The organism is Butyricimonas faecalis (genome assembly GCF_003991565.1).
GTDB classification, from domain to species: Bacteria; Bacteroidota; Bacteroidia; order Bacteroidales; family Marinifilaceae; genus Butyricimonas; species Butyricimonas faecalis.
This window is the reverse complement of record NZ_CP032819.1, coordinates 3,081,598-3,106,055: the sequence shown is the minus strand read 5'-3', so window position 1 is coordinate 3,106,055 and position 24,458 is coordinate 3,081,598. Positions and strand designations below refer to the sequence as shown.

The window sequence follows — 24,458 nt, the reverse complement described above, 5'->3', positions numbered from 1 at the left end:
ATGTATCATGGTGGAGATCGCACGGCGGTATATGTCAACGTGGGTGCCATGGCTTCTCTAGCTGTAGCCGTAGGTATTCTGAATTTCAAAAATCCGCCTAAAACCAGAAGGTAATGTACAAGTTCAAGCGCAATATATATTTGGAAGATCGCACGATCGAAATGTGGTTTGGACTGACCAGTAAAAGTCGGGATCGACATAGTAATTTTACCCTCTATCTTCTTACCGAAGGGCCGGATAGCCCGTTCAGTTACGCGGAACAAATAAAGAGTGGCATAAACTCCAAAAGTGAAGCGGAACGTTATGCCATTAAATATGCCAAAGACCTGTTACATCAATTACTAGAACAGGAAAAAGCACCGAAAGACACGGAACCATTTTCAGACGAGGATTTCGATTTCGACAACAACCAGGAAACAAACGAACAGGCATAATATTCAAAATCAAGAAACAATGGATAGAAAAGTACGAGTAAGATTTGCTCCCAGTCCAACAGGAGCCCTTCATTTAGGAGGTGTGAGAACAGCCCTTTTCAATTATTTATTTGCCCGTCATCACGGGGGTGATTTTTTATTACGAATTGAAGATACGGATCAAACCCGCTACGTGCCGGGCGCCGAAGAATATATTATCGAATCATTAAAATGGTGCGGCCTTACCGTCGATGAAGGTGTGGGCGTGGGAGGGGAATACGGCCCCTATCGCCAAAGTGAACGCAAACCGCTTTACAAACAATACGCCCTTCAGCTCGTGGAATCGGGAAATGCCTACTATTCTTTTGATTCCGCGGAAGAACTTAGTGCGCAACGGGCTGCCTGCGAGGCAAAAGGCGAAACATTCATGTACAACGCCATCAGCCGGAAGAACATGAAAAACTCGCTAACCATGAGTGCCGAAGAAGTTAAGACACTATTGGATAGCGGGGCAAACTACGTGATCCGTTTCAAAATGCCGGAAAACGAAGATCTTTATCTACACGATATTATCCGGGGTGAGGTACATTTTAACACCTCTCTACTTGACGATAAAGTTTTGTTCAAAGCAGACGGAATGCCTACTTATCATCTGGCAAACATCGTTGACGACCACTTGATGAAAATATCCCACGTGATCCGCGGGGAAGAATGGTTACCTTCACTTCCGCTACACGTGCTACTATACCGTGCTTTCGGCTGGGAGGATACCATGCCTGAATTCGCTCACTTGCCCTTAATACTGAAACCCGTGGGCAACGGAAAGTTAAGCAAGCGCGATGGAAATAAAATGGGATTCCCGGTATTCCCAATGGAATTCACCGATCCCGAAACCGGAGAAAAATGGCACGGGTACAAAGAAGACGGCTACCTGCCGGAAGCTTTCATCAATATGCTGGCATTGCTGGGGTGGAATCCCGGAACGGAACAAGAAATCTTCACGTTACAGGAATTGTGTGACCAATTCTCGCTGGAACGCGTGAACAAATCGGGTGCTCGTTTCAACCCCGATAAGGCCAAATGGTTCAATCACAAATACCTGGTACAAAAAAGCGATGCGGAACTAGCCATTCAGTTAAACGAATTCCTAGTAAAAGACGGGATTTCTTACGACATGGCAAAACTGGAAAAGATTTGTCGTCTTTTGAAAGAAAGAGCCAACTTCGTTGCAGATATCTACAATTCATCCCAGTATTTCTACCATGCCCCTCAAACTTATGACGAAAAAGGGGTGAAGAAAAGCTGGAAAGAGGAAACTCCGGCCCTCATGGAAGAACTCATCGACGTACTGGAAAAAGTATCCGAATTCACCTCTCCCAACACGGAGGAAGCCGTGAAAGAATGGGTTGCAAGCAAAGAAGTCGGATTCGGCAAGATCATGAACCCTTTCCGCTTGGCTATTATCGGCTCTGCTGATGGCCCGCACATGTTTGATATTATCGAAATCCTAGGAAAAGAAGAAACTTTAACACGTCTTCATCGTATTATATCAACACTGAAATAACTCTGAAGACAATACACATAACAACGTCAGAAAGGTCCGTGAATCTTTCTGACGTTGCTTTTTTTCTAATACATTCGCTATCCCTAAGCTATGGACAAGCGTATAAAATTCCGCCGAGAATTAGTACTTATTCCGATGCACCCGTTGCGGGTCAAACTTATCTTTTACTTTCTGCGGACCATCCGGGTAACCGATTGGAATCACACAAAGAGGTACGATATGCTCAGGCAAGCCCGTGTTCTGACGTACAACATCAATCCGGTCTTCATAAGGATAAGCCGCCGTCCACACGGCTCCAAGTCCTAGAGCCTCTGCCGCTAATAATACATTCTGTGTTGCCGCAGAGCAATCCAAATACCAGTAAGAAGAACGTGTCGTATCACCACAAACAACAATAGCCAACGGAGCCCCTGTCAACATTTTAGCGTAAGGTAATTTTGCAGCCATCGAATCAAGCACCACCCGATCCGTCACGACAACAAACTCCCACGGACGTCTGTCCATCCCGGAAGGAGCTGCCATTCCGGCCTTCACCATGGCATCGATCTTGTCTTCCTCTACACTCCTGTTCAAATACTTCCGAACACTTTTCCGCTCGGCGATATTTTCCAAGACAGCCTTTGATTTCAAAGTTGCCTCATCTTGTTTCTGCTCTCCCATACACGATGTTTTTAAAATTACAATTACCAATACTACGGCAAGCAACAGGTAAAAGGTATTAAATTTTCTCATTTCCATTCAATATTAATTTGTTTTTATACTTACTCATCCACCCTATCGTTGGGATCCATGGAACCGTAGCGCTCTACAATCTGATCAAACACTCCCCACAACTCTTCAATGGTAGGAGCCTGCAACATTTGAATCCGCAAATCCCGAAAATGAGGCAAACCTTTAAACATACAAGCCATGTGACGCCGCATATGGAACAAACCTCTCACCTCATCCAACCATTCCATGGACAACAGAATCTGTTCCTTGATAATCTCAACCTGGGCCGCAACAGACAACTCCGGTAAAATCTCTCCTGTTGCCAAATAATGTTTAATTTGTTCAAAAATCCAAGGCTTCCCGATCGTTGCACGTCCAATCATCACCCCATCAACGCCATAACGCTCGAAAGCCTCTTTGACCTTCTGTGGAGAATCTATATCCCCGTTCCCGATGATCGGAATCTTGATACGAGGATTTTGTTTTACCCGGGCAATAGGTCCCCAGTCTGCCTCTCCTTTATACATTTGCGAGCGGGTCCGTCCGTGTATTGCCAAGGCACTGATCCCGACATCCTGCAAACGCTCTGCCACGTCATCAATAATAATATGCTCGCAATCCCACCCCAATCGAGTCTTTGCCGTTACCGGAATATTCACCGCCTGCACGATCTGTTTGGCCATCTCCACCATCAAAGGCACATCCCGGAGCATTCCTGCCCCTGCCCCTTTCGCGGCCACCCGTTTCACCGGGCAACCAAAATTTATATCAATAAAATCGGGTTGAACCTCTTCAACGATTTTGGCCGCCTCGACCATAGAATCAATAAACCGTCCGTAAATCTGTATCGTCACCGGACGTTCATTTTCCTCTATCGTCAACTTCTTAACCGTCTTGTTAATAGAACGTACCAACGCATCCGCCGACACGAATTCCGAGTAGAGCCAATCGGCCCCGTAGCGTTTACAGAATTTCCGGAAAGGGGGATTGGTAACCTCCTCCATCGGGGCCAGAATCAACGGCCGATCTCCTACATCTTTTCCTCCAACAATCATCTTCAATTAAATAAGTTTTGCCACAAAAATAATAATTTCTATCTTTAACTCACGAAATAAAGAGAATGGATATGTTGATACTTAAAATAATACTTATCGGGTTCCTCTGTCTGGCTCCCGAAAAAGACGGTTGGGTAAGAATAAACGGGGATAATTACATCTCGTTTTCATTCCCCAGTCGCGGAGAGCGCTTTAAGAAAGAGGTAAACAATATGCGGTCATGGATATTCCAAACCAAAAATATTACCTGTGTGTTCGGTGTCGTTTGTACCCAGTTAACGAAAGAAAAAGGGGTGCTGGACGAGTACACGATCAACCAGCTATACATATCCATGAAAAAAGAATCCGTTTCCATGCCCACGGCAAAACTCACCGGGGAGAAAAGGATTCCCGATGCGGAGACGGATATCCGGGAAATATCATACACGATCATGAAAGACGGGGAAGAAATGACCTATTTCAAACGATTCATCTTCCGGGATAATTGTATGTACCAACTCACGATAGGCGGAAAAACCGAGGATCTGGAAGAACTCAACAGCCAGCGAGATAAATTTTTCAATTCTGTCAAATTCGATCAAAACACACGCAAATAAACAGATTAGAATATAATATCATGAAAAGTATTATTATCACCTTGACATTATTATGCAGTTTTTTCTTTTTTTCTCAGGCAGAAAAAAAGAATCCGACCGATACCATAAAGAATGTACATCTTCGGGAGAAAGGAGAAGCCTGGAAAACACAAGTGCTAAGTGATCCTCTACATAGTAGAGTTTATCAACGTAGTCAAAATCCGCGTTTCCGGGGACACTGGAGTGGTTTCAACCTGGGCTTTGCCGATTTCTCCGTCAGCAACAAACTGGGCGATGCGGGTGACTATCTAGAGCTGGAACGCAAGAATTCGCTTGTCATGCAATTCAACATGTTCCAGTACAGTATGCGCCTCAACAAGCTAAACAACATCGGTTTAGTTACCGGTCTGGGATTAGAGTATCAACGTTTCCGCTTTGCTAACAAAAACAGCATTAAACGTGGTGACGGCGGACAAATCTACCCGGTGGAAATCGAAAATGTCAAAAAGAGTTCCTTCAAGAACCTTTATTTAACCGTGCCTCTTATCTTCGAATGGCAATTCCCGGCCAAGCAATACCAACGAGCCTACGTGGCAGCCGGAGTGATGGGCGGTTTAAGACTACATACCAAGACAAAGATCGTTTACAAGAATGAAAACGGTGATACCCGTCGTATGAAAAATTCCGGCAATTATAGCATGAATCCGGTGAAAGCCGATGCCGTGGTTCGTATCGGGTATTGCAAACTGGCATTATGGGGAAGTTACACCCTTACGAACATGATGGAAAAGAGCAAAGCTCCGGAAATCCACCCGTACACGATTGGATTTGGGGTAAATTTCTAAGTTATCATCTTTACAAATAAAGCAAGAGGGTATAATTTATTCGTAAATTAATACCCTCTTTTGCACGCACCTAAAAAATCATTTCCTTTTTAACAACTCCCCGATTCTCTTTTGCAATTCTGTTCCTTTCAAGTCCTTGGCAATAATCTTATTCTCCCCATCCAGCAAGATGCTAAAAGGAACTGTTTTTACATGATAACGGTTAAAAACAACTGAATTTCGATCAATTCCTTGTTTCCAAAACATTCCATCCATATGGATGGCCTTTTCCCAGACCTGTACATTCTGATCCCGGGAAATACTTATGATTTCCAATCCTCGCAAATGATATTTCTGGTAAATATCAAGAAGATTCACGTTTTCCTCACGACAAAGAGAATCCGTGGACTCCCAGAAAACAACCAGCTTCAATTTACCTTTTACGGGATACAAGGAAAGAGAATCCCCGACCTGCGTGGTAACGGTGAAATCCGGAACAACATATCCTTCCTCAAATTGTTCCATGTCAGCAATAAGTTCCGCAACGAAACGTCCAGGAATCGTTGCTTTTGCAGAATCACCCAATAATCCATAGCGAATTTTCAAAGTTTTCAATTCAAATTGTCTCGCTCCAACCGCAACAACATAAGCCGCGACATACGAATCTGCATATTGTTTTAATAACTGCTCCTCTTCTTGTCGAGCATTAATAACTGCTTCTTCAAACTGTTTTCTCAATGTTTGCATCCGGTTCTTATTACCCGTTTGCTCCGCTTGCTGAAACTCTTGCTGAATCCGATTTTGAGTTTGCAAAAGTTTCATATTATTACGACTGAACAAGTTAAAGATTTCCTGTTGCTTTCCACCTTGTATCAACGCTCCAGTACTACTTATGTTCACCATAAAATTAACATTTTCAAGAATTAAAGGAACGACTCCGCCCCCATTTTCTAACATAAGATAAGCTGCCAGAGGTTGATTAACCTTACCCGTAAAAATAAACACTCCATTGTTAATCAACGTTGTTGCCAATGTATCAAGTTTACCGCTTTCCTCACTTACCAGTAATATTTTTCCATCAGCAATTCCATCCACTTTACCACTTATTTGATAACCCTCTTGGGCTTTACAAGCGATTGTAGAACCTATCATCAAACTGAATAGTAATAAAATTTTATTCATTATTTCAAATTATCAATAAATTCATTTCTTCAGTAAATCAGCCATTTCCCTTTTCAGAATCTTACCTTTGAGATTCTTGGCTATAATACATGACTTGTGTAAATTTCATATTTCCTTCCCCGTCAAAAACAAATAATATTGTGAGGGGGTGTGTCGTAATGAGCGATGCACCCCCAAAGATTTATGAAAATAAATATTCCCAATTACCTGAAAATCATCACATCACCTATCATTGCCCTTGCATTTACTCCCGACACTTGATCTACAAGCAAAACTTTAATATAACGGGCCCGCCGTGTACCTTCTTTCATCGATAAGAGTGTCGCTTCCCCAGATCCTTTACCAAGAGTATTTTCTTCCGCATAAGTAACATCCTCCCAATCTATCTGATTAACGGACGTTTTCACTTGAATGGATGGAGCAAGATAAGAGGGTATTTCCATATCCCACCACTCGTAAACGGGTTGTACAACCTTTATTCCCCGAATATCTATCTCTTCTTTCAAATAGATGGTCAATTCATAGGATCTCACTAGTCCCACATTTGTGGTTTCCCACCGGGTATTGGAATTATCATCTAACAAATATTCCAGAGTTAGCTTCCCGCGGTCGTTCTCAACGGAAGAGGTTACACTGTCAATAGCAACTCTTGCCACGTAATCCAAATCAGGCAAAACACTCTTTCCTTTATCTTCCATGTAAGGGAGAGCTGAGGCATTCTTAAAATAATGATTTCCGTACCGTTCTACGGTCACCCCGCAAAGTTCATTTGCCTTATCAAGAATAGCTATACTTTTCTCCACCTCTTCCAAAACACTTTTATCTGCCTTTTCTGTCAATGTCGTCAAATAACGATTCTTGCCAATCACCACTTTCTCTAAGTTTGGACAATACAAAACATCTTCTAACGATGCCATATCATAATCAAATTCCAACGTTTTGACCGTATCGATAAAATGATTCAATTTTACCAACTCTTCGTCTGTTTCGCTTGATAAACCGTAACGTGTTTCAAGAGTAAGTAAAAAATCGGTTGTAAAAACCCGGTTTTTACTCATCACGATAGGAGCAAAATCAATGAGATCCGGACAACCTTCCACCATTCCCCGACGTAAAATTGTAATCGAATCCTCAGGATTATTACTTACCCCCTCCAACACAAAGAGTTGAGATGGATCGGGATTTTCTGGGTCAATAAAATCCTCTTTCTCTAATCTTACCGAATCCACCTGTCCTTGTGTATTCTTATATTGCAATTGCACATCTTTGATATTATCATTCCATTTATCGATGCAACATATTAATACATTCCCCACTTGCCAAGATTTAGTAACAACATTGGTAAATGTTCGTACAATCTCATGTGTTTCCGTGTAAGGACGACCATAAACCGTTTCCACCAATGACTCCTCTCCAGCATTATCAATCACTGTTAAATCAAAACGATAAGTTCCATCAGTCAATGCTGGGATTTCAAATGACGAACAATCTGGTTCGAGTAAGGTTGAATCTTTCCCGTCATTAAGCGTCCACACGACCTTGATATTCTTAGCTGCTTCGTCTGTTGCTCTTTTCCAATTCAACGTGAGCCGTTTCCAGCCCGGCACAGTCTTGACATCATAACATTTGCCCACGTATCGGATTCTCCCCCCATCTGTATAATCACCATACGTGTCCTCCAGACTCTCGCTACACGCTATCGCCAATAGCATCGTAGAAAGAAGCCCCATTATATATTTTCTCTTTTTCATGACTTAATCTTTTTTTACGTAAATTTCCAATTCATGCATGGTTACATATTCCTTGGCATTATAATTTCCTATCCACTCCTCGTAATTATAAAACGTTTTATTCACCTCCATTTTTAAATAACGGTAAGTTTTTTCTGAAGCCCTGACTTTTACATCAAAATAAACCGAATCAGCCGCAGCTAATTCTTGTTGGGACGTTATCAAAGTTTCCTGATAATACCAACGAGAAGCTTCCGTCGCATTCTCATTTTGCGAATAATGCCCGACTTTCTCCCATACCTCTTTATCATTACTAGCATACAAGGTTACTTCACAAGGCAATTTGCTCCCGTAATGTCCCCACCACACATTTGCCAAACCAACGCTAGTTACACCTCCAGGAAACATCCTATCCAAATTTTGCATAGCATAAATCCGAATAAATGCAGGTATTTTCTCTCCACCCAAATCCACAATAAACGGCTTATTCAAAGCATTCGGCCCCGCCAGGAAAGTAAAACATTCGGAATCATAATACATACCAACAGAAACACTCAATCGTTGCTCTCCTTTACGGTCTCCATCAAAAAGGTAGTCCACTCCTACTTTCTCATCTTCTCGCGTTACCACAGGTACACCCGAAAAGTCCCAATTTTCTTTAGGAACAACCAAACGCTCGACTTGATAAGCAAGTACATCCGAAAAAACTTTCTCCCCAACTCGGTAACCTTTAAAATCATCGACACGCAGCACAATTGTATTCTTCTCCCCGCCTGATTTTAAATCATACGTCAACGTATCTCCTCCACGATTAATTGTAAAACTCTCCAGCAAAAGAGTGTCCTCTTGTTGTGTGAAAAGGTTTGTCCCCAAATAAAACACGTGAACCATACCCGTCACTTCCTCGGGAGCTTCATACAACACTTGAAAACCATTCCATGATGACTCTACATGCACTCCCGTCAAGAACACGTAAGGCGCACTATCTTCCGTGTCAAACGTTGTTTCCAGTGCTTCAGATTCATTCCGAAAACGATCAAGATAAGATATCTTGACCGGGACATTTGTCCTTTTTTCATTAAAACCATCACACAAGAGAGAATCTCCCCCGAAACTACCTTTTTTCGTAACTTCTTCCCCCTGAGCATTCGTGTAATTCACTTTGATTCCATAAATATCACGTTCACCCGGAAGAGTGTAAAACAACATCGCTCCTCCCGCTTTGGGTTCGAAACGAAACCCTGTTTCCGGCATGATCCCAAAAACATTTTCATCATCTTCACAAGCCGTAAAAGCACTCAACAGGAATACCCACAAAAATATTTTATATTTCATAATCATTGTATTAACATTTTCAACTCTCATTTTTTACCATCCAGGATTCTGTACTACTCCGGAAATTAGGATCTCTTCCGCTCGAATCGGGAACAAATAATCACGCGGGGCGGTAAATTTACATTTCATACCCGGCAACTCTATCGGCATGTCGTAACGATTATAGAATTCAGAAGCGGACGCACCCAACACATTCCAACCTAATTGCGAATGATTAAACTCTTCAACCGCTGTTAACCAACGGCGTACATTCCAAAAACGATGTCCCTCGAAGGCAAACTCAATGTTAATCTCTTGCCGAATAATATCACGCATACCTTCTTTAGTTTCCACTTTCATCGAATTCTTTCCATAAGATTGCCAAGCCTGACGCACTTTTGGTATTCCCGCCCGCTCGCGAACTTTATCAAGTGCATCATACACTCGATAATCAGGTCGATCCAAATATTCATTCCACGCCTCTGCCTGAATCAAATATACCTCGGCCAAACGAATTACCGGATAGGTTGGATCGGTGCTCAGAACAGAAATATAATCTCGCGTCGAATATTCTGAAAAACTATGCTTTTTAGACCAATATCCAGTGATATTTTGGTAATCGACAGAAGTAAGGATATTATAATTCGTTTCCCATTTTTCTCCCTTACGAGCCTCGATAAGCAATGTATAGTCTATACCTTGCGCTGGATTATCTTTCCCTCTCTGCCAATAACAGCGGTCTGCACCGATACAAGCATAAAAGCGAGGTTCTCGACGTAGATGTAACTGCAACACATCTTCATCCAACGACACAATATCTTTATATCGACCGCTGGATTCTTTACCTAGTTTATAACGATTAGCATAAGACCAAGCATTATCTTGATCAATAGGCAATCCATGTTCCGTGTAATACATCTCAACCATCGTTATCGAAGGGGCAACATTCCCATAAAGTTGTGAACTAAGATTTTTTTCATCATTCACCAAACGCGGCATTGTAAAAATAGATATATGATTTCTCCATTCCCATTCCAACAGAAATTCCGGATTATCAAATGAAGAATACATGCTGTGCTCAACATCATAAATCTTATTCAATAATTCCGATCCCTTGGTAGTATTCCCACCATAAAGATCCCGACCATTTGCCAAACATACAGCCACAGCTTTATCTGCCGCCTCTGCCGCCAATCGCCATTTTTCTTTATCATATGTCGTGCTAAAAAGTACTTCTCCGTTTTTCCCCTTAAAATCGGAATAAAACGCATTACCATTAAATAAAGGAGAAGCTGCATACAACAATACTCTCGCTTTTAGCGCATAAGCCGCTTCTTCAGCAAACGTGTAAAATTCATCCGATTCCCTGATATTCCCTGCCGGCAAATATTCAATGGCCTCATCCAATAAAGTAACAATCGTATTAAAACAAGTATCAACATGCATTCGCGGCAACTGCAAAGTTTGAATATCAGCATCGGCAGGCAAATTTTCAGGAACTAAAACAATCGGTCCGTAACGGCGTACTAATTCGAAATAGAGATATGCCTTCAAAGCTTTCACGTCTGCCTCCCACATTCTCTTTTCTGTATTCTTCATATTGTACACGTTATCGATATTATCAAGAAAAGTATTGCAGTCACGAATTATGTTATAAACACTTGCCCACACATCCCCGTAAGGAGTTTGCGCCATCTGCAATCCTTCAGATATCTTGATTCCTGCTACAGTTGCATCATTTTTCATATATTCGTTCACCACCAACTCATCTGCCCCGAAAAAAGACATATTTCTACAAGCATCCGCAAACAACAGGTTCGCTGAAGCATAAAGACCACGCCGCCATTGTTCTGCACCTTTCCGTTGTTCAAAAATCGATTCCACGGTCTGGATATCCTTCTCGGGTACGGCATCCAAATAATTACATCCGGTAAATCCAAATGCAATAATTATCAATATAGTATAAACTAAATATTTCATTATTAATATGTTTTAGATTTAGAAGCTAATATTCACACCCAAGGAATAAGTCCGTTGAATAGGATAATTAAACCCATTCTCACCCAACTCCACATCCCACACTTTAAAATTCGAAATTAGGAAAGGATTATTCGCACGCAGATAAAATTTCACATTTTGCATTTTCAATTTATCCATCAATTTTCTGGGCATATTATAAGCTAACTCTATAGATGTACACCGCAAGAAACGGCATTCTCGCATAAAATAAGTACTTTTACGTTCCTCGTTGTTAGCAGACCAATCTTCATAAGGATTATGCGCTATAATCGATTGTGTGGACAAACGAGGCCAAAAAGGACGTTCACTCATGTTATCCTCACTCCAGTGGTCATCTGCAATCGCTTTCAACATTGCTTTATCTTTAACAAAAGGACTAATTTTATCCGGATTGATAAAGAATGAACGCTTACCGGATCCTTGAAACGCAAAACTAAATTCCCAATTTTTATAATTGAAAAATCCGCTAAAACCGTAAATCACTCGTGGTGTTTCCGGATAACCGATATAAGTAGCATCATTCACGTCAATTTTTCCATCCCCATTGATATCGCGATAACGAATATCCCCGGGCATAACTTCCCCATCTTGACGAGGAGCACTCAAAATTTCCGCCTCATCATAGAACAACCCATCTGCAATGTAGCCCACTTGTTGTGAGATCTCTTGTCCTTTTTTACGCTGCCATTGGGGTTTGTCGGTAGCTTCCTCGATTTCTTGATAAATGGCCTTACTATACGTGTACGTTCCGTTCAATATAAGCCAACAATCCGAACTAAATGCATGTTGAATCTTACCCGACAAATCAATACCCCGAGAACGGGCACGCCCCACGTTAGAAAGCTGTAATGCAGCCAAACCCGTGGTTGCCGGAACATTATACCGATAATCAAGTATATTATGGCGAATTTCTTGATAAATATCAGCGTTCAATTCCACAACGCCATCAAAGAACTTCGATTCTATACCTAAATTCATTTGCTCGGCAATCTCCCATTTAATTTTTGTATTTGGATAAGATTGTACCACATACTTGTCCATACTAGCTTCTCCTTTTCGAGGATCATAAATACCTTGCGAACCTATCACAGGAAGATGAGTAAAACGAGGTGAAGTAATCACACCATCATTTCCAACCTTCCCCCAAGAAAAACGGAATTTCAGAAAAGATAGCCAACCGGAAGTATTGTCTGCTAAAAAACGTTCTTTAGAAGCGATCCATGCACCACCAATAGCAGGAAAAAATCCCCATTGATGATTTTTGGCAAAACGCTCAGAACCATTATAACCAAAACTAGCCTCCATGAAATATTTATCTTTAAAACCGTAAGAACCTCGCATAGACATACCCATATTCCGATTTGGGATACCATCTAAAACCGTCGCCGTTTCAGATATCGTCGTTTCCTGCATATTAAATACTGCTGTCAAACTAGTCTGATGATTACCCCAAGCTGCCGTGTGTAATCCACGCACTTCATACATCAATTGCGTTTGCTGCTCCCGGCTACTGGCCTGACTATTTTTACTCAATGTTCTTTCGGCCTTATCTTCATTTAAAAAAGTCAACCAGTGCGTGTTGTTAACAAAATCATAACCTTTAAGGGCATACATAAAAGGCTCTGTACTATAAGCATTATTATAATACCCTATTTTATTTAACGAAACGCTTGCTCGCAATTCTAATCCCTTTACCAACGAAGAAAGATTATGGATATACTCAGCACGTGTTGTAGCAGAATAACGACTTCTTTCTTTATATCCTTGATGAAGCAATTTGTAGGGATTAATTGATTCAGCTGTAATCCCCCCAAAACGTAGATGCGGCCAACTCGTATTTTCATCCCCAGGATATGTCGGAGCAAATCCCACGGGAGAAGCATTAAAAGCTAAATAATAAGCTTCCGTGACATCTGTAAAAGGACCGTGATATTTATCCAAATTAGCAGACGTATTGATCAACAAACGGATACCGGCAGCCAAATCAATATTCAAATTCGTACGGAATGAAAACGTGTTATTCTTGATATTGGTATCAAATTGATTCAAACGATCGGTTTTCAACATACCCTCGTCCCGGTTATAACTTACAGAAGCAAAGTATTGCACGAGAGGTGAACCACCGCGAATATTCAACCCCATGTGATGATTGATAGAATGGTCATAGAACATTAATTTATACCAATCATTTGCAGGATAAACAAATGACGGATATTTATCAGATCCAGTCCTAGCAATACGCTCTACACTATATTCAGGTACAGCTTGAGGATTACGTGCTAATAACGCCTGATTGTACATTTTCATATAATTGATGGGATCTACGACCTCTATCTTTCGGGTAGGCTGTGATAAAATCGCTTCATAACGCACGGTCGTATACACGCTTCCCTCTTCTCCCTTTTTGGTTGTCACAAGAATTACCCCGTTAGCTCCCCGAGCGCCATACATGGCCGTCGCCGAGGCATCTTTCAACACGCTAAAACTCTCGATATCTTCCGTCGAAAGACGAGATAAATCCAATTTGGAAGACTCCACTCCATCAATCAAAATTAATGGGTCGATATTTGCATTCGTTTGAAAAGAAGTAATTCCTCGGACATAAAATTTCGTGTTCATTTCCTCCTCGGTCATCGCCCCGGGAATACCACCCGTTTGCCAAGCGATCATACCGGGGATTTTACCAGCAAACTGTGTGGTTAAATCACTACTGGATGATTTCAACTGCTTTACATCAACTGTAGTAATAGCCGAAACCACACTCTCTTTTTTCTGTTCACCAAATGCAACAACCGTCACCTCCTCAATGTTCTCCGCGGTAGGATTCAATCGAATATTGATTTTCGTTTTTCCTTTTAATTCTACCACTTCTGTTTTGTATCCGACAAAAGAAACCCGTAAAGCATCCGTCGGCCTCACATTAATCGTGTAACGTCCCTCCACATCGGTAGCAACCCCCTGACTTGTTCCCTGAATAAGTACTGTTGCCCCCGGAATCGGATTCCCTTTTTCATCTACCACTCGTCCCGTCACTTGAATCAATTTCACTTGCGGTTCTGAATTTGCCACATTCCTTTTCACCAACGTCACCACATCCTTGTCATACTCGTAAGTTAAAGGAGTTCCGGCCAAGACCTCCGTCAGCACATCCTTTACTTTTTTCTGCTTCGCATCCACGCTTACCTTCGGAACTTCTTTCATCTGTTCTGCGTTGTAAAGGAAACGCAATCCCGTCTGCTTCCGAATTGCATCAAACAATTCATACAGATTTACATCCGTCAATTTCAACGTTACAGTTTGCTCCTGTGCCACACTCGGCAAAGCCAAACTAACGAAAAAAATGATAAAAAAAGCATGTAATTTCATTGTTTTCCAAACTTTTTCTCGTGCTTTTCCAAAGAAATGGCACGACCTGTCCTTTTTTTTCATAAATTTGTTTCTAAATTTTTGTGTTAAACATGGTAATAACCTTTTGCAAGAAGGTCATTACTGGTTATTACAATCCCCGGAGAGTCGCCACAACTCTCCGTTTTTTATTTATTATTAATAATAATCGTTCGATCCTTTATACTAAAATGAGCCCCGGAAGTCTTCTCCAAAAAGAACAACAAATCCTGTATATCAGCATAACGTTGAATATTTCCATACAGTCTAACATCTTTCAGCGAATCGTTTTGGAAAAAGACATTCACATCATACCACCGCTCAATCTTTTCCATAATTGATTCTAACCTTTCATTCATAAACACCACATCCTGATTCTTCCATGCAATATAAGGATAAACATCCACCTCCTTTATTTCCGTCTTCCCCGTTAATTCATTCGCCACGCCCAATTGATTCGGTTTCAATCGCAATTCCGGTGTTGACAAGTTCGCCCGGAACCCAACAGCACCCTGTACTAAAACCACTTGAATCTCTTCTTGGTGATAAGTATTCATGTTAAATTCCGTCCCGTACACCTGTAAACGATATTCCCCGGAAGTCACCCGAAATGGTTTTGTCGTGTCTTTCTTCACTTTAAAATAAGCTTCACCCCTTAACTTCACCGCTCGTTCATCGGCAACAAAATTGACCGGATACTCCAATTCAGAATCTGCATTCAACCATACTTCTGTCCCATCAGATAATGTCAGAAAAAATTCTCCTCCTCTAGGAACAATAATTTTATTATATAACGTTTTTTTCGATTCAATTACTTGAGCTCCGTCATAAACAAGCATTTTATTACTATCCAACGCTACAACAGAACCATCCTGTTCTTGAATATGTCCTGCATTTTTTGTCAAATCAATCTCTTTACCCGTGGAAAGAATCAATTTCGCTTGAGGATAGGCATGTCGTATCACCGATTCATTTTTGGCCAACATCTTTTCATGAGTGGGTGAAGATACAAACAAGTACATGCCTCCCAACGTCATCAGCAATGCCACGGTAGCTGCTATTCGGAAACTGATTTTCCGAATTCTACCCCGACGAATTTCTTGTAACAAGATCGTTTTTCTCTTTCCAACATTCACCTCACGTTCTCTTCCCGCCCAACGAATAAATAAACAATCCTTTTCCAAGAGACGAAATGCCTCCCGGTTTTCCGGTTTATTTCTCAACCAACTTTCAACAGAAAGACGCTCCTCCTCGTCCAGCTCTCCATTGATATAGCTTAATAAACGTTCTCGTATTTCTTGATCCAACAAATTATTTCGCATAAACGGTATCATTTTTCATTAATAATACCGGAAACATAGAAAAAGGTCTAATGGATTTTCAAAAAAAATTGATTTTATTTCAACACATAGAAAAACAATAAGAATCCGGCAAAAAACTCATCATCTAACCGCTCCCTCAACTTCTTGACCGAATTACTCAATAACGTCTTCACCGTGGATAGCGAAATTCCGTAACGTTCCGCCACCTCCCGGTACTTCAACCCTTCGACAAAAACCCCATTCATCACCTCCCGGCTACGATCAGGCAACAAAGCGATCTCCTCCAACACTTTCGCCACAATTTCGTCATGCCGCTCATTATACTCCTCAAAAGCTAAATCCACGTGATCCAATTCCACGGCATGGTGAAAAATATCCTGCTTATCCAACCTATTCAAACATCGATTTCGTACTGAAACATAAAGAAAAGATGCCAATGTCGCCGGTTCAAATTTCTTATAAGTCTTACCATTCCATACTGATAGGAAAAAATCCTGCACAACATCCTCTGCCATATTCATATCACGCAGAAATGTATCGGCCCATACAACCAAGGATTTATAATAGACATCAAATAACAACTCCATCCCTTTTTGATTTCCGGAACGAAGTAACCGACATATCTCTTGATTCTTATTTCCCCCAGAATCGTTCACCTTGATATCCTTCTAAAAATTAATGATCACGATTACCAATCACAAAGGTAACGGAATTTTTTATAAATTCGTCCCCAAATACTCAAACACAAATTTTATAAAAATGAGAAAACTATTCCTATTTCTATCTTTAGGTATTTTCTTGTTCTCTTGTAAAGAGGCCAAGAAAGAAACGAAACCAAGCCCCTATCAATCGCTTGCAGATCAGTATGCAGAATTTCCCTTAACAACGGATTTAAACCAATTGACTGAAAACGAAAAGAAAATGCTCCCCCTACTTATCGAAGTGGCTGATATCATGGAAGACATCTTCTGGCAAAACGCATACGGGGACAAGAGTACACTGATGGCTCAATTCGCCCAAGACTCTGCCGCATTGAAATACCTCTCCATCAACTACGGTCCTTGGGACAGATTAAACGATAACAAACCTTTTATCGACGGCGTGGGCGCAAAACCTCTCGGGGCGAACTTCTACCCGGCCGATATGACAAAAGAAGAATTTGATGCATTGGAAGATCCCCGAAAAACGGATTGGTATAGTGTTGTCCGTCGGGATGCTGCCGGAAAACTCATCGTGCTTTCATTCCACGAAGCTTACCCGGAACAAGTGGCAAAAGCCTCTAAATTACTCGAAGAAGCAGCTGAACTTGCCGAAGATCCGGGATTAAAAAACTACTTGGCATTAAGATCAAAAGCCCTTTTGGATGACGATTACCTGGCCAGCGATTTGGCTTGGATGGATATGCAAAACAACACGCTGGACTTCGTGGTGGGCCCCATCGAAACCTACGAAGATCAACTTTACGGGTACAAAGCTTCTCACTCCGGACAAATCCTCGTGAAAGACAAAGAGTGGAGCAAACGCTTGTCCGAATACGCTCAATACTTGCCCAAATTACAGGAAAACTTACCGGTTCCGGCCAAATACAAAAAGGAAAAAGCAAATGCCAACCCGGACATGAACGCTTATGACGTGATTTACTACGCAGGAGACTGCAATGCCGGAAGCAAAAATATCGCAATCAACCTGCCGAACGACCCGAGAGTACACGCGGCAAAAGGAAGTCGTAAACTGCAATTGAAAAACTCCATGCAGGCCAAATTCGAGAAAATGGTTGTGCCGATATCCAAATTGTTAATTACCCCGGATCAACAGAAACATATCAACTTCGACGCTTTCTTCGAGAACGTAATGTTCCACGAAGTAGCTCATGGGCTGGGAATCAAATACACGCTGAATGGCAAACAAGACGTTCGCTCTGCCCTGCAAAACTACTACACTTCTATCGAGGAAGGTAAAGCGGACATTCTTGGTCTTTTCTGCGTGACCAAACTCGCAGAATGGGGAGTATTGGAAAACAAAGACCTCATGGACAATTACGTGACCTTCATCGCCGGAATCTTCCGTTCCGTTCGTTTTGGTGCCGCCAGCGCCCACGGAAAAGCAAACATGATGCAATTTGCCCATTTCATGGAAAGCGGAGCCATCAGCAAGGATGAAACCACGGGATACTACACCGTAGATTTCGAAAAGATGAAAAAAGACATCGAAGTGATTGCCGGAGAATACATCACGATCGAAGGAGACGGCGACATCCAGAAAGCTACTCAATTAGTAGCAGAAAAGGGTATCGTTCCCCCGACCTTACAGAAAGATTTGGATCGTATCGCGGAAGCTAACATCCCGAAGGATATTTTCTTCAAACAAGGAACCAAAGTTCTAGGGTTATAATCCGAAACGATATTATACAAAATGCCCAAGTTCATGTCGATTTTGAACTTGGGCATTTTTATTATTTCAAATATGCACGAAAGAAAGATTCTATCTTATCAAAAGGAATAACATTTGCCTGGTTATCATACAAATCCACGTGGCTTGCCCCAGGGATAATCAAAAGTTCCTTGTTATCACCTTTCAGTTTCTTGAAAGCATCTTCACTAAAATAGCGGGAATGAGCCTTTTCACCATGAATCATAAGCACGGCATTCCGTATTTCATCGCTGTAAGTCAACAACGGCATATTGATAAATGAAAGTGACGACGTCTTATTCCAACCCTTATTGGAATTAAGTGAACGTTTGTGGTACCCGCGCGGAGTTTTGTAGTAAGCGTAATAATCCTTCACGAACTGCGGGGCATCATCAGGTAACGGATCCACCACACCCCCGGCCAATTCATACGTGCCCTTCTTGGCGTCAATCGTACGCTGGGCATTAAGTTGCCGGCGAAGTTCATATCGTTGATCGGCATCCATCGCGTCAAAATACCCGTTGGCATTCACCCGGCTCATGTCATACATCGTAGACGTAACCGTAGCTTTAATACGCGTGTCCATGGCTGCGGCATTAAGAGCCATTCCTCCCCATCCGCAAATACCTAAAATTCCAATGCGTTCAGGGTCAACATCATCGCGAGTCGAAAGAAAATCAACGGCAGCACTGAAATCCTCCGTGTTGATGTCCGGCGAAGCCACGTACCGAGGCTGCCCTCCGCTTTCACCCGTGTAAGAAGGATCGAAAGCGATTGTCAGAAAACCGCGCTCCGCCAGCGTCTGAGCGTAAAGACCGGATGATTGCTCTTTTACAGCCCCGAAAGGACCGCTCACGGCAATAGCCGCTAACTTCCCCTCGGCATTTTTCGGAATATACATATCCGCGGCAAGCGTGATACCGTAACGATTACGGAAAGTCACCTTCTCGTGGATCACTTTGTTGCTCTGTGGGAAAACCTTGTCCCACTCCTTCACTAATTCTAACTTTTCCATATTCTTCTCTTTTATCTGATCTGCACTTGTTTGGGCACTCGCGATTGTTCCGGCAAGGAACAACATACCTGTTATTACAATGTTTTTTATACTCATACTATTCCATTTTAAATTTCATACCTAACACTTCTAATTTATGATGTAAAAGTATGATATTCCATTCATTGGAGTTGTATACAAATTACCGTAAAACGAACCACTTTTACGGTTTCCGCTTGAGAACACCCTCTTTTCTGTAACTAATTTCCTTCTGCAGACGGTATAAACGAAAAAAAAAGAATCATGAAGAAATTATATTCCAGTACCATATTCAAATTAATCATCGCCGTCATTATCGGGATTCTACTCGGATTTATCGCTAACGAAGGATTCATGAATATTGTTGTTACCGTGAAATACATCCTCGGACAACTGATCTTCTTCATGGTTCCGCTCATTATCTTAGGATTCGTATCCTACTCTATTGCCAAAATGAAGGACAACGCATCCAAAATGCTGTCACTGGCACTCGTCATCGCTTATCTTTCTTCCATTGGTGCAGCCTTCTTTGCCATGGTCTCCGGGTACACCCTGATCCCGCATCTCTCCATCGAACCCGTGAAAGAAACCTTACGACAATTACCGGAACTAATCTTCCGCCTTGACATACCTCCTGTCGTCAGCGTGATGACAGCCCTTGTACTTGCCATCATGATCGGCCTCGCCACCGTGTGGACCAAATCGGAAGTATTCGAAAACCTGCTGGACAATTTTCAAAAAATGGTGTTATTACTCATCAACCGGATTCTTATACCCATTCTCCCCTTCTTCATCGCAGCCAATTTCTGTGCATTAAGCTACGAGGGTGCGATCACGAAACAACTACCCGTGTTCCTTGGCGTTATGGTTATTGTCATCATCTCCCAGTTCGTGTGGCTTTCTTTCTTGTACGTCCTTGCCGGAGCCGTCTCGAAAAAAAATCCTTGGCAGGTATTGAAGTACTACGGCCCCGCCTACCTCACGGCTGTCGGCACGATGTCATCCGCTGCCACGTTAGCCGTTGCGTTAAAATGTGCCAAGAAAAGTCCAGTATTAAAAGACGATGTTATTGATTTCGCCATTCCCCTGTTCTCGAACATCCATTTATGCGGTTCCATACTAACAGAAGTCTTCTTCGTGATGACCGTGTCACTCATGCTTTACGGTTCGCTCCCATCATTAACCGTCATGATCCTGTTCATCATCCTGCTCGGCATCTTTGCCATCGGGGCGCCGGGAGTTCCCGGCGGAACCGTCATCGCCTCTCTGGGAATCGTGATCTCCATACTCGGATTCGATGAAGCCGGAACAGCCCTTCTACTAACCATCTTCGCCTTACAAGATAGTTTCGGAACGGCCTGTAACATCACGGGAGACGGGGCTTTGACACTAATCATGACCAAAGCATCCGGTCACCGTTCTACAAAACATCCCCTTCAAGATAAGATTCATAAAGATACCCCGGATTTTCATAATAAAGGCTACTATTGAAGTCTTCTATCTTGCGGGACAACCATGAATTGTACACTTCTACCAACGTTTCAATCGACTCTTTACCCTGTTTTACACAAATGTCTATGATCAACCTCTTATACACCTTCCCTATATCCCAATGTGTGGGTATCGAGTACTTACTATCAGAAACATTATCAAACGCTCCTTCTTTGATATGATAATTATCAATCAATTCATCACTAACTTTATCTATATTGTCACTATGATATACATCCGCCAACTCGTACAGATGCTGCAATTTATCCTTACCGATAGCGTTAACCACAACATTCCGATGATTTTTCGTTTTTCGACCAATATACTCTATCAGACTACAAACAAAAAATAAATCATTATACTCTTTCTTTTCTCGTCCAATCATTTTTTAGCTCCTCAAACTTCAAAAAAGTAAGACATTTTAGTGCATCCGGAGTACAAAAGTTTATTTGATGCGTGGGATGCTTAAATTTCGCCAAAGCCCAAAATTGCTCTCTTGTAATAATCCCTTGAACAAAATCCGATATATAATTATAGATTTGATCATTAGCCATAGCACCGATCACTATATCATAATTATGTTTCACACCATTACGACAATTTACGATAAAATCGAGCCATTCCTCTGTCATCTCGGTAAAATGAAGAATCTTCAATCCATAATCTATCTCAAAACGAAAAATACTAATTACAGGATTATCGTACCGACGAGCCCAACGTGCAGCCTGTTCTTTCAACTCCGTACAATAAAAACCTCCTCCGAAATCTTTGGCATACTTACCTATAATGATTTCAGGAAATTCGACCTGGCAATACCCTCCATGATATACTTCTATATAATCCATATTGACCGTAAATATAGTAAAAGTTATTATAACGGAAAAGTCAGAAAAGTATTAATAATTAGAAATCACCTTCCGCCAAGAAACACGGCATATCACGAATTCCATCAAGAAAACAAGGAATACCACCACCGCGATCGCAGCCCAAATGCCAAACCACGACAAGCGCATGACCAGCACATGCGCACCCCCGACAAGGACCAGCATAAGCATCAACACGACAACCCGCAACATATTCCGTCCGGAATCCATGGAACTTTTCTCTTTCGAGAAGGGGAAAAGCATCCCGGAAAACCAAAGATAAACGTAACTCACCAACGTACTCACGGCTAGAACAAACAACAAGTCCGGAAGAACCACCCAGCCCAGCATCACGATAAAAATCCCGCAGAGCAACACGTAAGCCGGAAGATAATATTTCACGAACAAAGCCTTGAAACACCCAAGAATCAAAGCTCCCGGACGCACCAACGGTTTAGAGCGATAAAGCCAAAGTAAATCCCCCTTATCCGTGATCGACATATTCATCTGGATTCCAATACCAATCATTGTCATCATGTAAAGAGGCATATAATAAGCAATACCGCCAACTTCCTCCTGCTGTCCCTGGTACAAAAAGAAAATTGCCAGACACACCGTGTAAATCATCATGGGCAAAACACCTTGCCTGAACTTCAAATTATCGCGGGTCATACGCCATCCCAAAACAAAACCCGTCACTTGCATCGGACTCCGACCACACACCCGTGCCAAAGCGTAAAGCCACTCCTCCTTTCCACCCTTACACTTCTTGCTCTCGGGCGTGTACGAGTTTAACCTCCCCGCCTTCACCGAAAAATAAGGAGCGAGATAAGCCACCGTGATATAACCAAGCACACCAACAAGCCCCACCCCGATCAGTGCCAACAACAACACGGGCCCTGTCGGTTGCTTCCCCAGCACGGTCAAAGACATAAAATAACAAGGTGGCGTGAAATACACCCAATTCCCCGGATGAAACACATCCAACTGCACACTCCGTGTAAACTGTCCGACCAATTGATAACTCAAAGCCACCCCGGCAATCAACACCACCTGCGCATAACTCACCACCCGCTGGAACTTCTCCACGGAAACAAAACGCATCACCCCGAGATAAACAGCATTAGCGAAAAGCAACGTGAAAACCGTATTCAAAAACACGGAAACAATAAAAAATACCCCGGATACCACCCCTTTCCAGCAACAGACAATCACCGTCGGGACCACCGACATACAACCGGAAAGAAAAAACATATACACCAACATCGACATCAGGCGAGCAACCAGTATCGTTTTGGAATTCACGGGCAAACACTGCAAAATATGATTGTCCTTCCCGTCAAAAAGAATTCGGGAATACTCCATCATAAAACTCATCAACAACATCAAAAACAAGTACGACTGGAACAACAAAAGCGACACCTCGAAAGCTCCCGATGCTATCCCCGACAAGAAAAAGATCGGCCCGCAGATGCCGAGTAAAATTCCCTGTTTCATCAACGCGTTCGATGCATTCTTCTTGTTCCGCCCGCTCCGGTCAATCCGGTTATCCAGCGTCAACTTTACCGTCACAATGGCCAACATCCGATCGAAATCAACCCCCATACGGGTAAACATCCCCCGGAAGAGCCGTAGGATTTGTGCAACCACCTTGATCATGACTCCCTGTTTTCAAAAGCGTTTACAATCTGTTCCGCTTTCTCCGACTGCCCCGTAACCCCTATTAACTTCGTGAACAAACTCTCCAAAGAATTCACACCCGCCTCTTCCATCAACTCCCGAACCGAACCGTTAGCGATAATCATTCCCTCGTTGATCAAGATCACCCGACTGGCTATTTTCTCCACCACATCCATCAGGTGTGAACAATAAAAGATCGTTTTCCCCTCTTTTGCCAAACGAGCCACGACCTCCTTCACGACAATCACCGCGTTAGCATCCAGCCCGTTCAAAGGTTCATCCATAAAAATCACTTCCGGGTTATGCAACAGCCCCGAAATAATATGCACCTTCTGTTTCATCCCCTTCGAGAAATTTACCATCCGCACGTCCCGGTTCTCCCTCATCTCGAACAACGAGAGCAACTCATCAGCTTTCCGGCTCACCTCCTTCCGATCCAACCCGTACATGGCTCCGATAAACTCCAAGTACTCCATCGGGGTCAAATGCTCGTACATCACCGCATTCTCCGGGATATACCCGATCCGTTTCTTCACCTCTATATCATTTTCCCGCACATCATACCCCAACACATCTACCTTCCCCTCAAAATCCTCCAATAACCCGCACATAATCTTCACGGTCGTGGACTTCCCCGCCCCGTTACTTCCAAGATAACCAATCACCTCTCCCGGGCGAATCTCCATATCAATACCCTTCAACACGTGTAAAACCTCTTTCCCCTTGGGAAAACTCTTTTTCAAACCGGTCACCCGAATCACGCAATCATCTGCCATATACTGAAGTCATTAATTACATCCCAAACATTTTATCACAAAGATAGAAGATTATTTGAATAAAATACGACATCAAATACAGATGAGACGGTCCAACAAGCCTCATCTTACAT

At 42.3% G+C, this 24,458-nt stretch carries 20 protein-coding genes; 6 read left to right on the top strand and 14 right to left on the bottom strand.

The features are described 5' to 3' along the window. The first annotated feature begins 113 nt into the window (after window positions 1-113). Both D8S85_RS13245 and gltX read left to right on the top strand, forming a co-directional pair. A complete protein-coding gene (locus D8S85_RS13245) occupies window positions 114-434 on the top strand; it encodes a hypothetical protein (protein ID WP_106481084.1) in 321 nt (106 codons plus the stop codon). Window positions 435-453: 19 nt separating this feature from the next. Next, window positions 454-1,977 (top strand): glutamate--tRNA ligase, encoded by a 1,524-nt coding sequence (gltX, locus tag D8S85_RS13240; RefSeq protein ID WP_106481083.1) that lies wholly within the window; start codon window positions 454-456, stop codon window positions 1,975-1,977. A gap of 120 nt (window positions 1,978-2,097) precedes the next feature. On the opposite strand, the gene D8S85_RS13235 is transcribed toward gltX, so the two are convergent. Further along, window positions 2,098-2,709 (bottom strand): nitroreductase family protein, encoded by a 612-nt coding sequence (locus D8S85_RS13235; RefSeq protein ID WP_106625099.1) that lies wholly within the window; start codon window positions 2,707-2,709, stop codon window positions 2,098-2,100. A gap of 29 nt (window positions 2,710-2,738) precedes the next feature. Continuing rightward, window positions 2,739-3,743: a tRNA dihydrouridine synthase DusB gene (dusB, locus tag D8S85_RS13230; RefSeq protein ID WP_106481082.1), complete on the bottom strand. Its 1,005-nt coding sequence runs from the start codon at window positions 3,741-3,743 to the stop codon at window positions 2,739-2,741. A 71-nt stretch (window positions 3,744-3,814) separates the two neighbouring features. Here dusB and D8S85_RS13225 point away from each other — a divergent pair, with 71 nt between their 5' ends. Both D8S85_RS13225 and D8S85_RS13220 read left to right on the top strand, forming a co-directional pair. Then, window positions 3,815-4,339 (top strand): hypothetical protein, encoded by a 525-nt coding sequence (locus D8S85_RS13225; RefSeq protein ID WP_127075218.1) that lies wholly within the window; start codon window positions 3,815-3,817, stop codon window positions 4,337-4,339. 20 nt (window positions 4,340-4,359) lie between these two features. Beyond that, the gene (locus tag D8S85_RS13220) at window positions 4,360-5,163 is read left to right on the top strand and encodes an outer membrane beta-barrel protein (RefSeq protein ID WP_106481080.1); all 804 of its coding nucleotides are present in this window, start codon (window positions 4,360-4,362) and stop codon (window positions 5,161-5,163) included. 78 nt (window positions 5,164-5,241) lie between these two features. On the opposite strand, the gene D8S85_RS13215 is transcribed toward D8S85_RS13220, so the two are convergent. From D8S85_RS13215 to D8S85_RS13185, 7 genes are all read right to left on the bottom strand, one after another. Then, window positions 5,242-6,324, bottom strand: coding sequence for a TlpA disulfide reductase family protein (locus D8S85_RS13215; RefSeq protein ID WP_106481079.1), 1,083 nt, complete (start codon window positions 6,322-6,324; stop codon window positions 5,242-5,244). 203 nt (window positions 6,325-6,527) lie between these two features. Next, window positions 6,528-8,075, bottom strand: a complete 1,548-nt coding sequence (locus D8S85_RS13210) for a DUF4998 domain-containing protein (RefSeq protein ID WP_106481078.1) — start codon at window positions 8,073-8,075, stop codon at window positions 6,528-6,530. A gap of 3 nt (window positions 8,076-8,078) precedes the next feature. Beyond that, window positions 8,079-9,389, bottom strand: a complete 1,311-nt coding sequence (locus tag D8S85_RS13205; protein WP_158641581.1) for a DUF4959 domain-containing protein — start codon at window positions 9,387-9,389, stop codon at window positions 8,079-8,081. Window positions 9,390-9,422: 33 nt separating this feature from the next. Further along, the gene (locus D8S85_RS13200; RefSeq protein WP_127075216.1) at window positions 9,423-11,348 is read right to left on the bottom strand and encodes a RagB/SusD family nutrient uptake outer membrane protein; all 1,926 of its coding nucleotides are present in this window, start codon (window positions 11,346-11,348) and stop codon (window positions 9,423-9,425) included. Window positions 11,349-11,366: 18 nt separating this feature from the next. Next, window positions 11,367-14,753, bottom strand: coding sequence for a TonB-dependent receptor (locus D8S85_RS13195; protein WP_240648652.1), 3,387 nt, complete (start codon window positions 14,751-14,753; stop codon window positions 11,367-11,369). A 167-nt stretch (window positions 14,754-14,920) separates the two neighbouring features. Further along, the gene (locus tag D8S85_RS13190; RefSeq protein WP_106481074.1) at window positions 14,921-16,093 is read right to left on the bottom strand and encodes a FecR family protein; all 1,173 of its coding nucleotides are present in this window, start codon (window positions 16,091-16,093) and stop codon (window positions 14,921-14,923) included. A gap of 74 nt (window positions 16,094-16,167) precedes the next feature. Next, window positions 16,168-16,749 (bottom strand): RNA polymerase sigma factor, encoded by a 582-nt coding sequence (locus D8S85_RS13185; protein WP_106481073.1) that lies wholly within the window; start codon window positions 16,747-16,749, stop codon window positions 16,168-16,170. A 103-nt stretch (window positions 16,750-16,852) separates the two neighbouring features. On the opposite strand from D8S85_RS13185, the gene D8S85_RS13180 reads away from it, so the two are divergent. Continuing rightward, the gene (locus D8S85_RS13180) at window positions 16,853-18,484 is read left to right on the top strand and encodes a dipeptidyl-peptidase 3 family protein (RefSeq protein ID WP_106625098.1); all 1,632 of its coding nucleotides are present in this window, start codon (window positions 16,853-16,855) and stop codon (window positions 18,482-18,484) included. 61 nt (window positions 18,485-18,545) lie between these two features. Here the strand turns inward: D8S85_RS13180 and D8S85_RS13175 are convergent, their stop codons facing one another. Further along, a complete protein-coding gene (locus D8S85_RS13175) occupies window positions 18,546-19,583 on the bottom strand; it encodes an alpha/beta hydrolase (protein WP_228423356.1) in 1,038 nt (345 codons plus the stop codon). Window positions 19,584-19,799: 216 nt separating this feature from the next. On the opposite strand from D8S85_RS13175, the gene D8S85_RS13170 reads away from it, so the two are divergent. After that, window positions 19,800-21,026, top strand: coding sequence for a dicarboxylate/amino acid:cation symporter (locus D8S85_RS13170; protein WP_106481071.1), 1,227 nt, complete (start codon window positions 19,800-19,802; stop codon window positions 21,024-21,026). Here the strand turns inward: D8S85_RS13170 and D8S85_RS13165 are convergent. From D8S85_RS13165 to D8S85_RS13150, 4 genes are read right to left on the bottom strand one after another with little or no spacing between them, the layout of a single operon-like run. Then, the gene (locus D8S85_RS13165) at window positions 20,956-21,411 is read right to left on the bottom strand and encodes a hypothetical protein (RefSeq protein WP_106481070.1); all 456 of its coding nucleotides are present in this window, start codon (window positions 21,409-21,411) and stop codon (window positions 20,956-20,958) included. The genes D8S85_RS13170 and D8S85_RS13165 overlap by 71 nt on opposite strands. Further along, window positions 21,383-21,871, bottom strand: a complete 489-nt coding sequence (locus D8S85_RS13160) for a DUF3990 domain-containing protein (RefSeq protein WP_106481069.1) — start codon at window positions 21,869-21,871, stop codon at window positions 21,383-21,385. The genes D8S85_RS13165 and D8S85_RS13160 overlap by 29 nt, the downstream gene beginning before the upstream one ends. 51 nt (window positions 21,872-21,922) lie before the next feature. Then, a complete protein-coding gene (locus D8S85_RS13155) occupies window positions 21,923-23,548 on the bottom strand; it encodes a hypothetical protein (protein ID WP_106481068.1) in 1,626 nt (541 codons plus the stop codon). After that, window positions 23,545-24,345 carry an ABC transporter ATP-binding protein gene (locus D8S85_RS13150; RefSeq protein ID WP_106481067.1) on the bottom strand — a complete coding sequence of 267 codons (801 nt, stop codon included), beginning with the start codon at window positions 24,343-24,345 and terminating at the stop codon, window positions 23,545-23,547. The genes D8S85_RS13155 and D8S85_RS13150 overlap by 4 nt, the downstream gene beginning before the upstream one ends. Between the last annotated feature and the right edge of the window lie 113 nt (window positions 24,346-24,458).

Excerpts from the sequence above, each read along its gene's own strand:
- D8S85_RS13215 (WP_106481079.1), bottom strand. The coding sequence starts at position 6,324 with ATGAATAAAATTTTATTACTATTCAGTTTGATGATAGGTTCTACAATC.
- D8S85_RS13180 (WP_106625098.1), top strand. The coding sequence starts at position 16,853 with ATGAGAAAACTATTCCTATTTCTATCTTTAGGTATTTTCTTGTTCTCT.
- D8S85_RS13150 (WP_106481067.1), bottom strand. The coding sequence starts at position 24,345 with ATGGCAGATGATTGCGTGATTCGGGTGACCGGTTTGAAAAAGAGTTTT.
- dusB (WP_106481082.1), bottom strand. The coding sequence starts at position 3,743 with ATGATTGTTGGAGGAAAAGATGTAGGAGATCGGCCGTTGATTCTGGCC.
- D8S85_RS13220 (WP_106481080.1), top strand. The coding sequence starts at position 4,360 with ATGAAAAGTATTATTATCACCTTGACATTATTATGCAGTTTTTTCTTT.
- D8S85_RS13170 (WP_106481071.1), top strand. The coding sequence starts at position 19,800 with ATGAAGAAATTATATTCCAGTACCATATTCAAATTAATCATCGCCGTC.
- D8S85_RS13175 (WP_228423356.1), bottom strand. The coding sequence starts at position 19,583 with ATGTTGTTCCTTGCCGGAACAATCGCGAGTGCCCAAACAAGTGCAGAT.
- D8S85_RS13245 (WP_106481084.1), top strand. The coding sequence starts at position 114 with ATGTACAAGTTCAAGCGCAATATATATTTGGAAGATCGCACGATCGAA.
- D8S85_RS13190 (WP_106481074.1), bottom strand. The coding sequence starts at position 16,093 with ATGCGAAATAATTTGTTGGATCAAGAAATACGAGAACGTTTATTAAGC.
- D8S85_RS13205 (WP_158641581.1), bottom strand. The coding sequence starts at position 9,389 with ATGAAATATAAAATATTTTTGTGGGTATTCCTGTTGAGTGCTTTTACG.
- D8S85_RS13235 (WP_106625099.1), bottom strand. The coding sequence starts at position 2,709 with ATGAGAAAATTTAATACCTTTTACCTGTTGCTTGCCGTAGTATTGGTA.
- D8S85_RS13160 (WP_106481069.1), bottom strand. The coding sequence starts at position 21,871 with ATGGATTATATAGAAGTATATCATGGAGGGTATTGCCAGGTCGAATTT.
- D8S85_RS13210 (WP_106481078.1), bottom strand. The coding sequence starts at position 8,075 with ATGAAAAAGAGAAAATATATAATGGGGCTTCTTTCTACGATGCTATTG.
- D8S85_RS13165 (WP_106481070.1), bottom strand. The coding sequence starts at position 21,411 with ATGATTGGACGAGAAAAGAAAGAGTATAATGATTTATTTTTTGTTTGT.
- D8S85_RS13155 (WP_106481068.1), bottom strand. The coding sequence starts at position 23,548 with ATGATCAAGGTGGTTGCACAAATCCTACGGCTCTTCCGGGGGATGTTT.
- D8S85_RS13225 (WP_127075218.1), top strand. The coding sequence starts at position 3,815 with ATGTTGATACTTAAAATAATACTTATCGGGTTCCTCTGTCTGGCTCCC.
- gltX (WP_106481083.1), top strand. The coding sequence starts at position 454 with ATGGATAGAAAAGTACGAGTAAGATTTGCTCCCAGTCCAACAGGAGCC.
- D8S85_RS13200 (WP_127075216.1), bottom strand. The coding sequence starts at position 11,348 with ATGAAATATTTAGTTTATACTATATTGATAATTATTGCATTTGGATTT.
- D8S85_RS13195 (WP_240648652.1), bottom strand. The coding sequence starts at position 14,753 with ATGAAATTACATGCTTTTTTTATCATTTTTTTCGTTAGTTTGGCTTTG.